This is a genomic window from Christiangramia lutea (assembly GCF_022489035.1).
Lineage (GTDB): Bacteria > Bacteroidota > Bacteroidia > Flavobacteriales > Flavobacteriaceae > Christiangramia > Christiangramia lutea.
The window spans coordinates 518,842-531,728 of record NZ_JAKVTV010000001.1; the positions used below are offsets into that span (position 1 = coordinate 518,842).

A 12,887-nucleotide genomic window follows, 5' to 3' on the forward strand; every position below is an offset into this window, starting at 1 on the left:
AAACAAACCAAAGATCGATATTTCAGCAACTAATCCTCTCTACTATATTCCAGTTCAATGATCTGTATATCAGAAACCAGGGTGTTTCCAGGATCATTCACATACATATCAGACTCTTCTTCTGTGACGTCAAAAGTAAACCTATTGCCGGTTAATCTTATCCTTTTTGTTTCTTGGTAAATCACATTTTCAATAATCACTGAAAGAATCAGGTCATCACGAATTATTTCCCAAAAACCATCATCCTGCCTGTTAGAAAGACACTCAAATTGATTACTGCTTATTCCCGGGCTAAAACTCATTTGTGCGTTCTCGGTAAAAAAAGTGGCATTTTCAAAGAATTCGATACGCATATCATCGAAGCAATCGGTCTCAAGCAATAGATTCGTATTGGCTTCACCATCGGCATTGAGATCTACAGGAGTATCTGCCAACATCACAGATAGCTGCCAGTTTCCATATAATCGTTTTGGCTGAATGTTTGCATCGGAATACTGAACCGGTATTTCTTCCTCAACCGGAAGCTTAGTTCTATTACAAGAAATAAGGAGGCTTATAAAAAGGATAAAAACAGGAAATATAAAAGTCTCGTTCAGTTTCATATTCAGCACAAATACGCACTAAAATAACTAACCAATATGTTGATTTACAGTATTTTAATTAGTTTTCTATGAAAAACTGTTTTTCATCCTGAAAAACACTGAATTATGTTAAGACTGTAAGAAAGCCCTCCTATATAAAATAAAAAACCTCACAGAACTAAATCTGTGAGGTTCTCCAACTAACACTAAAACTACAATTAGAATGGGTATCCTAAGATTTGGTATACTCCAATTCTAAAATTCTTATAGGTGAAGCCTGGGTATCTCCAGGGTCGTTCACATATTGATCAGATTCCAGTTTGGTCACTTCCAATGAAAATTTGTTCGAGGCAAGATCAATTACCTTTTTATGAGTATAGGTTTTCCCATCCATTAAAAACGTTAAAATCAAACTGTTATTACTAACCTCCCATTCACCATCATCCATCCTATCAGACAAGCAAAAGAACTCATTATTTGAGGCTCCCGATTCAAAGGTCATCTGGGCGTTGTTAGATATAAACGTACCATCTTCATTAAATGTTATACTCATTGTGTTAAAACAAGAGGTTTCATTTAAAAGATTCTTGTTGTAATGATTGTCGCTATTAAGATCTATTTCCGTATCTGCTATCATGCCGGATAATTCCCAGTGACCTATCATATCATTACTGGAAATTGCGGTAATGTTACTAACTTTTAAGGTCGAATTCAATGCAGATTCATCTTTAGTACAACCGGAGATAATGAACATTAGTGCTAGAATTACCGGTAGATAATTCATTTTAAACAGGTTATTCATAATTTAGGGCATTTAATTACAACACAAACATAAAATTAAATGTAAGAATTTTATGACTTTTTTAACATTAAAATGAACACTTATCTAGATTTAACTATTTTGCAGGATACAATCAGTTTTGTATTTAAAATTAACAGCCAGAAATTTTCAAATGTCATTGAACTAATAGTTGTATTCTAAAAAAATTATATTTGATCCTAGATTTACCTGAGGCTCAGTCCATTCAAAGCAAATAAAATAATCTTTTCGCTATTTGCTATTAGAATTTATAATTGTACATTTGCAGCCCTGTTTTCCCGATTGAGATTCGGGCAAACGGGATTGGAATGTTTAATAATAAGTAAAATCAATTGGTGTGGACACATTAAGTTACAAAACAGTATCGGCTAACAAAGCCACCAGAACCAAAGAATGGGTTGTGGTAGATGCTGACGGACAAAATTTAGGTCGTCTTGCTTCTAAAGTAGCATACCTGCTTAGAGGAAAGCACAAGCCTAACTTCACCCCACACGTTGACTGCGGAGACAATGTAATCGTTCTTAACGCACAAGGAGTCAACTTAACCGGAAAGAAATGGGACGCGAAAGAATACATCCGTCACACAGGCCACCCGGGTGGGCAAAAAAGTCTAACGGCTGCCGAATTATTCGAAAAAAGTCCTGAGAGACTTGTCGAAAAGGCAATCAAAGGAATGCTTCCAAAGAACAAACTTGGAGCAGACCTATTCAGAAATTTAAAGGTTTATGCAGGATCTGAACATGATCACGATGCTCAAAAACCTAAAACTATTAACTTAAACGACGTTAAGTAATGGAGGTAATTCACAAAATTGGCCGTAGAAAAACAGCTGTGGCCCGTGTATATGTTTCAGAAGGAAAAGGAAACATTACCGTAAACAAGAAAGACCTTAAAGATTACTTCACAACTGGTACACTTTTATATAAAGTAAACCAGCCAATGATGCTTACCGAGAACGAAGGAAACTTCGACGTTAAAATTAACGTTTACGGTGGTGGTATCACTGGACAGGCTGAAGCGATCCGTCTTGCACTTTCCAGAGCTATGGTAGCGCTAGACGAAGAAAACCATGGTGCTCTTAAGCCAGAAGGTCTTCTTACTAGAGATCCACGTATGGTAGAACGTAAGAAATACGGTCAGAAGAAAGCCCGTAAGAAATTCCAGTTCTCTAAACGTTAATCTTATTACCGGATTGGTTTCCGGGAAGTTCATTAAAAAATTAATTTTTTGTTGTTATTCTGTTCATGCCGGGCAGAAGTTAGTTTAGCATCTAAACAGTCAGGGCCGTACTTAAATGTAGCCACCTGAATGTTGCTATCTCAACAGAACGTAAACTATTACAAAAATGGCAAACAAAGTAGAAGTAAAAGAATTACTTGATGCTGGTGTTCATTTTGGACATTTAACCAGACGTTGGAATCCAAACATGGCTCCATATATCTATATGGAACGTAACGGGATCCACATCATCAACTTATATAAAAGTGCTGCTAAAATGCAGGAAGCTGGTGATGCTCTTGCAAAGATCGCAGCAAGCGGAAGAAAGATCCTTTTCGTAGCTACAAAGAAACAAGCGAAAGAGATCGTAGCTGAGCAGGCTGAAAAGGCAAGCATGCCTTATATCACTGAGCGTTGGCCTGGTGGTATGCTTACCAACTTTGTTACTATTCGTAAAGCTGTTAAGAAAATGGCTTCTATCGATAGAATGAAGAAAGACGGAACTTTTAACTCTCTTTCTAAAAAAGAGCGTCTTCAGGTAGATCGTCTTAGAGCTAAGCTAGAGAAGAACTTAGGTTCTATCGCAGACATGTCCAGACTTCCAGCTGCGCTTTTCGTTGTAGATACTACACGTGAGCACATCGCGATCAAAGAGGCACAAAAACTAAACATTCCAATTTTTGCGATGGTAGATACCAACTCAGATCCACGTGAGGTTGATTATCTAATTCCATCTAACGACGATGCTTCTAAATCTATTGGCAAAGTTGTTTCTTATGTTGCAGATTCTATCGTAGAAGGTCTTTCTGAAAGAAAGTCTAATAAAGACGCTAAGAAGAAAGAAGAGAAAGCTTCAAAAGAAGGAAAAGAAGCAAAAGCTCCTAAAGCTAAAAAGGAGAAAGCTGAAGTTCCTTCAAAAGATGCCGAAGATAAAAAGGCAATGAAAGAAGCTAAGAAAGATGTAAAGCTTGAGTCTAAAAGCGAAACTTTAGACAAGGCAAAATCATCTAACGAAGAAGAATAAATAACGTTTTCATAAAATCTAAAAGTCGTTTAGTTTCTTTCTTTATAGTGAGTTTCTAAACGACTTTTTTTAAATAAAAGACAATATTATGGCTAAGATAACCGCCGCTGAAGTAAATAAATTAAGAAAAGCTACCGGTGCAGGAATGATGGACTGCAAGAAAGCATTAGTTGAAGCAGAAGGTGATTTTGATGCTGCAATCGAACTGCTTCGTAAGAAAGGCCAGAAAGTTGCTGCCAAGAGAGCCGACAGAGATTCTGCTGAAGGAGCTGCTATTGCACAGGTAAATGGAGATAACTCTAAGGGAGTTATCATTTCTTTAAACTGTGAGACTGACTTCGTTGCTAAGAATGATGACTTCATCAAACTAGCTAACGATTTCGCTAACATGGCACTTAACTACTCTACTAAAGAGGAGTTGCTTGCTGCAGATTACAACGGGATCACTGTAGAAGACAAGCTTACAGAGCAAACAGGAGTTATTGGTGAGAAGATCGAGATTGGTGCATTCAGAACTATGGAAGCTCCATTCGTAGGATCTTACATCCACGCTGGTAACAAGATTGCTGTTCTAACAGGTCTTTCTAAGAATGTTGAAGGAGCTGAAGAAGCTGCGAAAAACGTTTCTATGCAGGCTGCGGCTATGAACCCGGTTGCTCTTAACGAAAAAGGTGTTGACCAGGCTACTATCGACAAAGAGATCGAGATCGCAAAAGACACTTTAAGAGAAGAAGGTAAGCCAGAAAACATGCTGGACAAGATCGCTCAGGGTAAACTTCAGCGTTTCTTCAAAGATAACACTCTAGTACACCAGGCGTATATCAAAGACAACAAGCAAAGCGTTGCACAGTACGTTAAGTCTGTAGACGGTGACCTTGAAGTTGTAGGGTTTGAAAGAGTAGCTTTAGGATAAGCTAATTTTTATAATTTCAATTAAGAGGTTTTATTCATTTAAAACCTCTTTTTTTATGTCCTATTTTTGCATCGTCAAGCTGAAATTGTTTCAGCTTCTCAAAGATCCTGAACCAAGTTCAGGATGACTTATTATGTCATTTCGAAGAATCGAAGGGACTGAGTAATCTAATTTTAGTATTAATATTGAAACCTTGAGATTTCTCCCGGCGGTCGAAATGACTAAATTGCGAGACCTTCATTATTTCATTGATTAATTGATTCATTAAACCCATGTCCAACAAGCCCTTCAAATTCAAACAATTCAGTATAGACCAGGATCGTTGCGCCATGAAAATAGGCACCGATGGAGTTCTCCTTGGAGCATGGTCTTCACTAGAACATCATCCGGAAAGCATTCTCGATATTGGAACCGGCACAGGACTTATTGCATTGATGCTGGCCCAGAGATCAGATGCTGAACTTATCGACGCCCTTGAAATTGAAGAAAATGCTTACGAGCAGGCTGTGGAGAATTTTGAAAAAAGTGACTGGGGCGACCGACTTTTCTGTTACCACGCAGGTTTCGATGAATTTGTTGAAGAGATGCAGGACGAAGAAGAATACGACCTGATCATCTCCAATCCTCCCTTTTATTCTGAAGATTATAAAAGCGGAATAGAAAATCGCGACCAGGCTCGTTTTGCTGATGCCCTACCTCTGGAAGAACTAATTAAAGGGGCTTCTCTTCTACTTTCAGAAAAAGGACATTTCGATATCATCATTCCCTTCACAGAAGAAACCAAAGGCATTGAATTAGCTAAAAAAAACAGACTGTTTCCTGTCAGGATAACGAGGGTAAAAGGCACTGAAAATTCTCCGATCAAAAGAAGCCTGATAAGTTTTGGTTTCGAGAATGTTGAACCAGAAATCGATGAACTCATCCTGGAGATATCAAGGCATAATTATACCGAAGATTTTAAAGAACTGGTTAAAGATTTCTATTTAAACCTGTGAGGTTTTCGAAACCTCACAGGTTTAATCCTTAAAAATAAGATTGCTTCTCATAAAAGTCTTGGTTACATTTGTTAGAAACACTACACAAAATGAAACCAGATCTTTTTCAGGCTCCCGATTATTACAATCTTGATGAGCTGTTGACCGATGAACATAAAATGGTACGTGACGCAACACGTGAATTCGTAAAACGTGAAGTTTCCCCAATCATAGAAGAAGCAGCTCAAAAAGCTGAATTTCCGAAACAGCTAATTAAAGGACTTGCTGAAATTGGTGCTTTTGGACCCTATATTCCTGAAGAGTATGGTGGAGCAGGCCTGGACCAGATCTCTTATGGTTTGATTATGCAGGAAATTGAACGTGGGGATAGCGGAATTCGCTCTACCGCATCGGTTCAGTCTTCCCTGGTGATGTATCCAATTTTCAAATACGGAACCGAGGAGCAGAAAAAGAAATTCCTTCCGAAACTGGCCTCCGGAGAAATGATTGGTTGCTTTGGATTAACCGAACCTGACCACGGATCCAATCCTGGTGGGATGACTACAAATTTCAAAGAGAAAGGAGATCATTACTTGCTAAATGGAGCAAAAATGTGGATCTCCAACTCACCTTTTGCAGATATCGCGATAGTTTGGGCCAAAAATGAAGACGGACGAATTCATGGACTTATAGTAGAACGTGGAATGGAGGGATTTACGACTCCTGAAACTCATAACAAATGGTCACTGCGTGCCAGCGCAACAGGTGAATTGATCTTCGATAACGTAAAAGTACCGAAGGAAAACTTAATGCCAAATAAAACAGGATTAGGAGCTCCGCTTGGCTGTCTTGACTCAGCTCGTTATGGAATTGCCTGGGGAGCCATTGGAGCAGCTATGGATTGCTACGATACTGCTTTGCGCTACGCTAAGGAAAGAGAACAATTTGGAGTTCCTATTGCTTCAAAACAGCTTCAGCAGAAAAAACTGGCCGAGATGATCACCGAGATCACTAAAGCTCAGCTAATGGCATGGAGACTAGGAACACTAAGGAATGAGGGTAAAGCAACCTCAGCCCAGATCTCTATGGCAAAAAGAAATAATGTGGAAATGGCTATTAAGATCGCCAGGGAAGCAAGGCAGGTGCTTGGGGGAATGGGTATCACCGGCGAATACAGCATCATGAGACATATGATGAACCTGGAAAGTGTGATCACTTATGAGGGTACTCATGATATTCATATACTTATTACAGGTTTAGATATTACCGGGCACGCTGCATTTTAAATTCAGAGGATATGAAAAAAGTTCATTACCAGGTAGAGATTGAGTGCCCAAAAGAAAAGGTATTCTCAATAATGCTGGATGAAGCACATTACCGCAAATGGACCGCTGAATTCAACCCAACCTCACATTACGAAGGCACCTGGGAAGAAGGCAGTAAGATCTTGTTTCTCGGTGAGACTGAAGATGGTGAAAAGGCTGGAATGCAAAGTGAGATTGCAAAAATGGATCCTAATACATTTATTAGCATCAAACATCTTGGGATGCTTGAAAAAGGCAAGAAAACTCCTTTTGAAAATGAGCTTTACGAAAATTACTATTTCGAAGAGCAAGAAGGAACAACCTTACTAAAAGTAGAAATGGATACGGAAGATGACTGGATGGATTACTTTGGAAAAACCTGGCCAAAGGCTCTAAAAAAGTTGAAAGAAATCTGCGAAAAGAACTTCTAGGTCAAAGAAGATCGAAACAAGGGCAACGCTTACACCGCTTGCCCTTTTTATATTTTTCGCAACATTCTTTTTTCAAAGGCTTCGGTTTTTTAGCATAAACTCCGTCTACCCTCAAATAATCTTTAGATTTATTTGAATAGAATACGATTACAAATACAGACTTCTCAGTTTTAACCCTCATATTTTTAATTTAACTCAAAAGCCTGATTTTCTGCGTTAAACAAGCGATAAAAACCTTCAAAGATTTTCTAAATACTTCTTCAGCTTTTAACTTTGCAAAAAATTAAAAGCATATATGATCAAAGAGATAAACGAAAGTTTAGAACCTCTAACCAACCAGTTACTGAATCATTCATTATATAAAAAGATAAATACCCCGGAGCAGCTTCAAATCTTTATGGAGCACCATGTATTTGCCGTATGGGATTTTATGTCTTTGCTTACATCCTTACAGGAGATCTTAACCAAAACTACGAATCCCTGGTTACCTATTGGAGATCCTGAAGTGAGATATCTTATCAATGAGATCGTATTAGCCGAAGAGACCGACATCAATATTCATGGTAAAAGGCAAAGTCATTTTGAAATGTATCTTGACGCGATGGATGCTGCCGGAGCCAGTAGAGAAAAAATTGAATATCTATTGATGCAGGTTACTCATGGAACCGATATTTTCCTGGTGATCGCCACCAGCAAACTTCCTATAAGTATTAAGCAGTTTCTAAAGCAAACCTTTGAAGTGGTTTATAGCCGGGAACCTCATAAAATCGTCTCTGCCTTTACTTTTGGACGGGAAGGGTTAATTCCTGAAATGTTTTCTTCTATCATTGAGAAAGTGCAGAAGAATTTTCCTGAAGACGATCTAAGCCTGTTCAAATATTACTTTGATCGTCATATAGAACTCGACGGCGATGAACACGGGCCTATGGCTTTTAAGATGGTAGAAGACCTCTGCGGAAAGGATGACAGAAAATGGCAGGAAGTAAAAGAAATTGCTGAAAGATCATTGCAAAGCAGACTTGAACTTTGGAATGGAATTGAAGCCGAAATTGAAGCTAAGACAGAAATGGAATATGCTTAATTTCGAATTATATTGATCAAACAAAAAAGCCTGAATTTAAGTTTCAGGCTTTTTTGTTTTAGTGTGTTTCAGTAGAGATTAGATTTCCATCTGAATCGTAATATTCCGTTTTTAGCAATCTCTGGTTGGGATCATAAAATTTGATAAAATAGCTTCCATCCTCATCAAAAATTGTAACGTTTCTTGACCAATCAGCATTTGTAATAATAATTTCTTTCAAAAAATCGGTAACGTATATTTCGTCTTTGTAATGACGCTCAGTTTCATCGAAATAGGATACTTTTTTATAATCTATATCTGAAGTTTTGGTTTCAATAACCTTATCTAAAGAATAGTTTGAATTATAAACAAATTCTGTGGTTATAATATCTTCACCTTCCGTTCCTAAAATTCTTGTTTGAGTAATTACCTCACCTATTATATTATATTCATATTCTTTAATGATAGTTGCCGGATCGTAATACGGAGTAAAATTTGTTTCCGATTTCAAATTTCCAGATTCGTCATATTCAAAGCTTGTTGTTCCAGCTTCGCTTCCCATGAGATAAAGATCCCATCCCAAAATTTTGAGACCCTCTGAACCATTAATAGTCTTTTTATATTCGTAACCACTATCTAGACTATAGCCCCTGTCTATTAAAGATTTGATTTCAGAATTTTCGTCATATTCTAAAAAATAAAATTTAGGATAATTCAATTCTCCGTCAGAATCGATTGAATAAGAAATAAAATGTGTTGGAAAGTCCCTCTGGTTATAGTCGGAATACTTCAATTGTCCAATTTGCTTTTGAGGGTACTTTTCGTAAATTTTAGATTCAACAATTCTATTTTCTTCATCAAATGAATGAACCCATAATGGTTTTCCTATGTAAGGTGACCAATAAATTCATTCTAATACGTTGAAAAAAGTAATAGACTCAAGTCCTTGAAAAGAATATTCTTCATCAAGTGTTTGAGCCAAATGAACTGTTGCCTCTTCAGGCATTACCACTTTTAGATCAGCTAGGGTATTTTTATTTATTTCTAATACCAGATTACCAAGGACCTCTATAATATTTGAACTAAAGTCAATTTGACTTTCAGGCAAAAAATCTATTGCCTCCTGACTAATTGTAATTCCATTCGATGGATCTTTATCGGCATCTAAAGTTTGTAGTAATGCGCTAATGTTTTTAACTTCTTGAGTTTCCAGAGTTGGATAGGATGCGGTAGCAATATCAATTGGTGTAATTACTTCATCACCTGCTGCACTACCTAATGTTATACCTCCTACTTTGAAACTAACAATTTCACCTTCTAAATATTCAAACTCACCTTCAGAATTGGTTATTCCCTCTCGAGTAGGAGTGGAATAAATTAAACCCTCAACTTCGGAATCCAGGAATTTACCCACTAAAACCTGTTCTTGAGGACCGGGTTGAGAATCAGGAGAATCACTTATTTCTTCCTGGGAACATGCATAAATAAATAGTAAGGAAAATGCGGCGAGTCTATTCAATAACCCCATTATATTATTTTAACGTTGGCAGCTAAAATAACCTAAAACTTTAAGTTTTTTATAACATTTGAGAAATTATTCAGAAGCCGGGGCAATCTTTACCTCAAGTCCGTCCAGACCATCTGTAATAGGTATCTGGCAGCTCAGCCTGCTATTATCTTCAACGAAAAACGCCTGATCAAGCATATCTTCTTCTTCATAACTCTTTTCCGGAAGCATATGCTCAAAATTCATAATATAACACTGGCAGGATGCACACATCGCCATTCCGCCACAAATACCAATTGTACCTTCTGGAGCAAGCTCATAAGAACGGATCACCTCCATCAAGTTCATGTTCATATCTGTGGGAGCATCTACTACATGAGCTTCTCCCTCGCGGTCTATTATGGTGATCTTTACGTCTGACATTTTTTATAAAAATAAACCTCACAGGTTTTAAAAACCTGTGAGGTTTCTGGTTAATTTATACTTTTTACTACTTCTCTTTTTGCTTCTTTTTTACTTCCATCAAATCCGCTTACACCACTTACAGTCGTATACTTCATCACATATTTCTTATCGGGATTGATTCGCTGGTAGGCGCTTTGACACATGATCGCCGCTTCATGAAAACCACAAAGAATAAGCTTCAACTTACCTTTATATGTATTTACATCTCCAATGGCGTAAATACCAGGAATATTGGTTTGATAATCGTAAGAATTATCTACCTTGATGGCGTTCTTTTCAATTTCCAGACCCCAATCACCTATAGGCCCTAGTTTTGGAGATAAGCCGAAAAGTGGAATAAAATGATGGGTATCTTTGATCTCTTCCTCTCTTGCTTTATCCTTATGACGTATCACTACCGATTCCAGTTCATCTTCACCTTTCAAGTCTACGACTTCAGCATCGGTGATCAAATTGATCTTTCCGATTTTTGAAAGCTCTTCAACTTTCTCTACTGAATCCAGAGCGCCACGGAAATCCTTCCTCCGGTGAACCAATGAGACCTCAGCAGCAACATCGGCCAGGAAAATACTCCAGTCCAGAGCAGAATCTCCACCACCGGCGATCACCACTTTTTTATCACGATAAACTTCCGGATCCCTGATAATATAAGCGACCCCTTTATCTTCGTAATTCTTAATTGAAGGGATAGGCGGTTTTCTAGGCTCAAAACTTCCAAGCCCACCAGCGATCACCACTACAGGAGCGTGATGTTTGGTTCCTTTGCTTGTAGTTACTATAAAGCTACCATCGTCCTGCTTGTCGATCGTTTCAGCCCTTTCTCCAAGTGTGAAACCAGGCTCAAAAGGTTTGATCTGCTCCATCAGGTTATCTACAAGATCTCCTGCCAGAACTTCCGGAAATCCCGGGATATCATAAATAGGTTTCTTTGGATATATTTCTGAACATTGACCTCCCGGTTGGGGTAGCGCATCGATAAGATGACATTTCAGTTTTAACAATCCTGCTTCAAAAACGGCAAAAAGACCCGTAGGTCCTGCACCTATAATAAGTATATCGGTTTTAATCATGTATCATTTCAATTAAAAAGCGGTGAAGTCTAATTCTCGACATTCACCACCTGTTCGATCTGAGGCACGTATTTTTTAATGGTCATCTCTACTCCACTCTTCAGGGTCATCTGGTTAACCGTACAACCAACGCAAGCTCCTTCAAGTTGCACCTTTACCAGGCGGTCATCTTCAATAGAGACCAAAGAGATATTTCCACCGTCACTTTCCAAAAACGGACGTATCTCTGCCAATGCCTTTTCAACATTAATTTTAACTTCTTCGCTAGTCATTTATTTTTTATTAACAGCACTACAACCAGCCATAGTGGTAATCTTAATGGCTTCAGTTGGAGGTAAATTCTTGTTTCTGTTTACGGTTTCCTGTACCATATTTCTGGTTATTTCCTCGAAGGATGATTCAAGAGGCGTCGCGGTTTGTAAAGCAGCCGGTCTTCCAATATCTCCAGATTCCCTCAGGCTTTGTACCAGTGGAATTTCTCCCAGGAAGGGCACTTTAAGATCGTCTGACAGATTCTTAGCCCCTTCCTGACCAAATATATAGTATTTGTTTTCAGGTAATTCTTCAGGTGTAAAGTAGGCCATATTCTCAATGATCCCAAGTACAGGGACATTAATGCTTTCCTGCTGAAACATTGCCACACCCTTTTTAGCATCGGCCAGGGCTACATTTTGAGGAGTACTCACTATCACCGAACCTGTGATAGGTAAAGATTGCATAATAGATAAGTGAATATCTCCCGTTCCCGGAGGTAGGTCTACCAGCATAAAATCAAGCTCACCCCAGTCGGCATCAAAGATCATTTGGTTAAGAGCTTTCGCTGCCATTGGACCCCTCCAAACCACTGCCTGGCCAGGCTTGGTAAAGAATCCAATAGAAAGGATTTTCACCCCATAATTCTCAACGGGTTTCATTTTAGACTTTCCATCCACATTTACTGAAAGAGGTCTTTCTGCTTCCACATCGAACATGATAGGTGCAGATGGACCATAAATATCAGCGTCTAGGATTCCTACTTTGAATCCCATTTTGGATAGAGTCACCGCAAGATTAGCAGTAACGGTAGATTTACCTACGCCCCCTTTCCCGGAAGCCACGGCAATAATATTCTTGATACCGGGAATTGCTTTTCCTTTAATTTCAGGTTTTTTCTTTTCGGTTGCCTGAACTTTTATATTGACCTTAACCTTGGCTTTTTCGTATACTTTTTCATGTATCACCTTCATCACATCAACCTCGGCTCTTTTCTTAATATGAAGAGCAGGTGTAGCAAGTACCAGGTCTACTACAACCTCATCATCAAAGGTCATTACGTTCTGAACTGCGCCACTTTCCACCATATTATTTCCTTCTCCTGCTACAGATATGGTTTCCAGGGCTTTTAAAATATCTTTTCTGTTTAATTTCATATATGAATTTTAATCAGATTCTTAAGCTTATATAGACTGATTCTAAATGCAAATATAGTTGGAAAAGCTAAGAATACGAAGAATTTAGCAATATTAGATTTATGTAGGAAT

The 12,887-nt window shown here is 38.2% G+C and carries 16 protein-coding genes; 8 read left to right on the plus strand and 8 right to left on the minus strand.

Annotation, left to right across the window (positions count from 1 at the left end):
* Positions 1–29 precede the first annotated feature (29 nt).
* Positions 30–602, minus strand: a complete 573-nt coding sequence (locus tag ML462_RS02315) for a lipocalin-like domain-containing protein (protein WP_240712116.1) — start codon at positions 600–602, stop codon at positions 30–32.
* Between the two features lie 211 nt (positions 603–813).
* Positions 814–1,383, minus strand: coding sequence for a lipocalin-like domain-containing protein (locus ML462_RS02320; RefSeq protein WP_240712117.1), 570 nt, complete (start codon positions 1,381–1,383; stop codon positions 814–816).
* A 355-nt stretch (positions 1,384–1,738) separates the two neighbouring features.
* On the opposite strand from ML462_RS02320, the gene rplM reads away from it, so the two are divergent.
* From rplM to ML462_RS02360, 8 genes are all read left to right on the plus strand, one after another.
* On the plus strand, positions 1,739–2,194 hold the full coding sequence (rplM, locus tag ML462_RS02325) for a 50S ribosomal protein L13 (RefSeq protein WP_240712118.1): 456 nt from the start codon (positions 1,739–1,741) through the stop codon (positions 2,192–2,194).
* Positions 2,194–2,580 (plus strand): 30S ribosomal protein S9, encoded by a 387-nt coding sequence (gene rpsI, locus ML462_RS02330; RefSeq protein ID WP_011708062.1) that lies wholly within the window; start codon positions 2,194–2,196, stop codon positions 2,578–2,580. Before rplM ends, rpsI begins: the two co-directional genes overlap by 1 nt.
* A gap of 166 nt (positions 2,581–2,746) precedes the next feature.
* Positions 2,747–3,643: a 30S ribosomal protein S2 gene (gene rpsB / locus ML462_RS02335; protein ID WP_240712119.1), complete on the plus strand. Its 897-nt coding sequence runs from the start codon at positions 2,747–2,749 to the stop codon at positions 3,641–3,643.
* Positions 3,644–3,731: 88 nt separating this feature from the next.
* The gene (gene tsf / locus ML462_RS02340; protein WP_240712120.1) at positions 3,732–4,556 is read left to right on the plus strand and encodes a translation elongation factor Ts; all 825 of its coding nucleotides are present in this window, start codon (positions 3,732–3,734) and stop codon (positions 4,554–4,556) included.
* Between the two features lie 272 nt (positions 4,557–4,828).
* Entirely contained in the window at positions 4,829–5,551 is a 723-nt protein-coding gene (locus ML462_RS02345) for a tRNA1(Val) (adenine(37)-N6)-methyltransferase (RefSeq protein ID WP_240712121.1), read from the plus strand.
* 89 nt (positions 5,552–5,640) lie between these two features.
* Complete coding sequence (locus ML462_RS02350) at positions 5,641–6,816, plus strand: acyl-CoA dehydrogenase family protein (RefSeq protein ID WP_240712122.1); 1,176 nt, start codon at positions 5,641–5,643, stop codon at positions 6,814–6,816.
* Between the two features lie 11 nt (positions 6,817–6,827).
* Positions 6,828–7,265 (plus strand): SRPBCC family protein, encoded by a 438-nt coding sequence (locus tag ML462_RS02355; protein WP_240712123.1) that lies wholly within the window; start codon positions 6,828–6,830, stop codon positions 7,263–7,265.
* A 295-nt stretch (positions 7,266–7,560) separates the two neighbouring features.
* Complete coding sequence (locus ML462_RS02360; protein ID WP_240712124.1) at positions 7,561–8,346, plus strand: DUF3050 domain-containing protein; 786 nt, start codon at positions 7,561–7,563, stop codon at positions 8,344–8,346.
* Positions 8,347–8,404: 58 nt separating this feature from the next.
* Here ML462_RS02360 and ML462_RS02365 read toward each other — a convergent pair whose 3' ends face one another.
* The 6 genes from ML462_RS02365 to ML462_RS02390 form a co-directional block, all read right to left on the minus strand.
* Positions 8,405–9,118, minus strand: coding sequence for a hypothetical protein (locus ML462_RS02365; RefSeq protein WP_240712125.1), 714 nt, complete (start codon positions 9,116–9,118; stop codon positions 8,405–8,407).
* Positions 9,119–9,232: 114 nt separating this feature from the next.
* A complete protein-coding gene (locus ML462_RS02370; protein WP_240712126.1) occupies positions 9,233–9,853 on the minus strand; it encodes a hypothetical protein in 621 nt (206 codons plus the stop codon).
* A 66-nt stretch (positions 9,854–9,919) separates the two neighbouring features.
* A complete protein-coding gene (locus tag ML462_RS02375; protein ID WP_240712127.1) occupies positions 9,920–10,255 on the minus strand; it encodes a 2Fe-2S iron-sulfur cluster-binding family protein in 336 nt (111 codons plus the stop codon).
* A 50-nt stretch (positions 10,256–10,305) separates the two neighbouring features.
* Complete coding sequence (locus ML462_RS02380; protein WP_240712128.1) at positions 10,306–11,367, minus strand: NAD(P)/FAD-dependent oxidoreductase; 1,062 nt, start codon at positions 11,365–11,367, stop codon at positions 10,306–10,308.
* Positions 11,368–11,396: 29 nt separating this feature from the next.
* Positions 11,397–11,639: a NifU family protein gene (locus tag ML462_RS02385; protein ID WP_240712129.1), complete on the minus strand. Its 243-nt coding sequence runs from the start codon at positions 11,637–11,639 to the stop codon at positions 11,397–11,399.
* Positions 11,640–12,776 (minus strand): Mrp/NBP35 family ATP-binding protein, encoded by a 1,137-nt coding sequence (locus tag ML462_RS02390; protein ID WP_240712130.1) that lies wholly within the window; start codon positions 12,774–12,776, stop codon positions 11,640–11,642.
* Positions 12,777–12,887 lie beyond the last annotated feature (111 nt).

Bases quoted from the DNA above. Each gene is read 5' to 3' on its own strand.
- rpsI (WP_011708062.1), top strand. From the start codon at position 2,194: ATGGAGGTAATTCACAAAATTGGCCGTAGAAAAACAGCTGTGGCCCGT.
- ML462_RS02370 (WP_240712126.1), bottom strand. From the start codon at position 9,853: ATGGGGTTATTGAATAGACTCGCCGCATTTTCCTTACTATTTATTTAT.
- ML462_RS02315 (WP_240712116.1), bottom strand. From the start codon at position 602: ATGAAACTGAACGAGACTTTTATATTTCCTGTTTTTATCCTTTTTATA.
- ML462_RS02385 (WP_240712129.1), bottom strand. From the start codon at position 11,639: ATGACTAGCGAAGAAGTTAAAATTAATGTTGAAAAGGCATTGGCAGAG.
- ML462_RS02390 (WP_240712130.1), bottom strand. From the start codon at position 12,776: ATGAAATTAAACAGAAAAGATATTTTAAAAGCCCTGGAAACCATATCT.
- tsf (WP_240712120.1), top strand. From the start codon at position 3,732: ATGGCTAAGATAACCGCCGCTGAAGTAAATAAATTAAGAAAAGCTACC.
- rpsB (WP_240712119.1), top strand. From the start codon at position 2,747: ATGGCAAACAAAGTAGAAGTAAAAGAATTACTTGATGCTGGTGTTCAT.
- ML462_RS02380 (WP_240712128.1), bottom strand. From the start codon at position 11,367: ATGATTAAAACCGATATACTTATTATAGGTGCAGGACCTACGGGTCTT.
- ML462_RS02345 (WP_240712121.1), top strand. From the start codon at position 4,829: ATGTCCAACAAGCCCTTCAAATTCAAACAATTCAGTATAGACCAGGAT.
- ML462_RS02375 (WP_240712127.1), bottom strand. From the start codon at position 10,255: ATGTCAGACGTAAAGATCACCATAATAGACCGCGAGGGAGAAGCTCAT.
- ML462_RS02355 (WP_240712123.1), top strand. From the start codon at position 6,828: ATGAAAAAAGTTCATTACCAGGTAGAGATTGAGTGCCCAAAAGAAAAG.
- ML462_RS02360 (WP_240712124.1), top strand. From the start codon at position 7,561: ATGATCAAAGAGATAAACGAAAGTTTAGAACCTCTAACCAACCAGTTA.
- ML462_RS02350 (WP_240712122.1), top strand. From the start codon at position 5,641: ATGAAACCAGATCTTTTTCAGGCTCCCGATTATTACAATCTTGATGAG.
- ML462_RS02320 (WP_240712117.1), bottom strand. From the start codon at position 1,383: ATGAATAACCTGTTTAAAATGAATTATCTACCGGTAATTCTAGCACTA.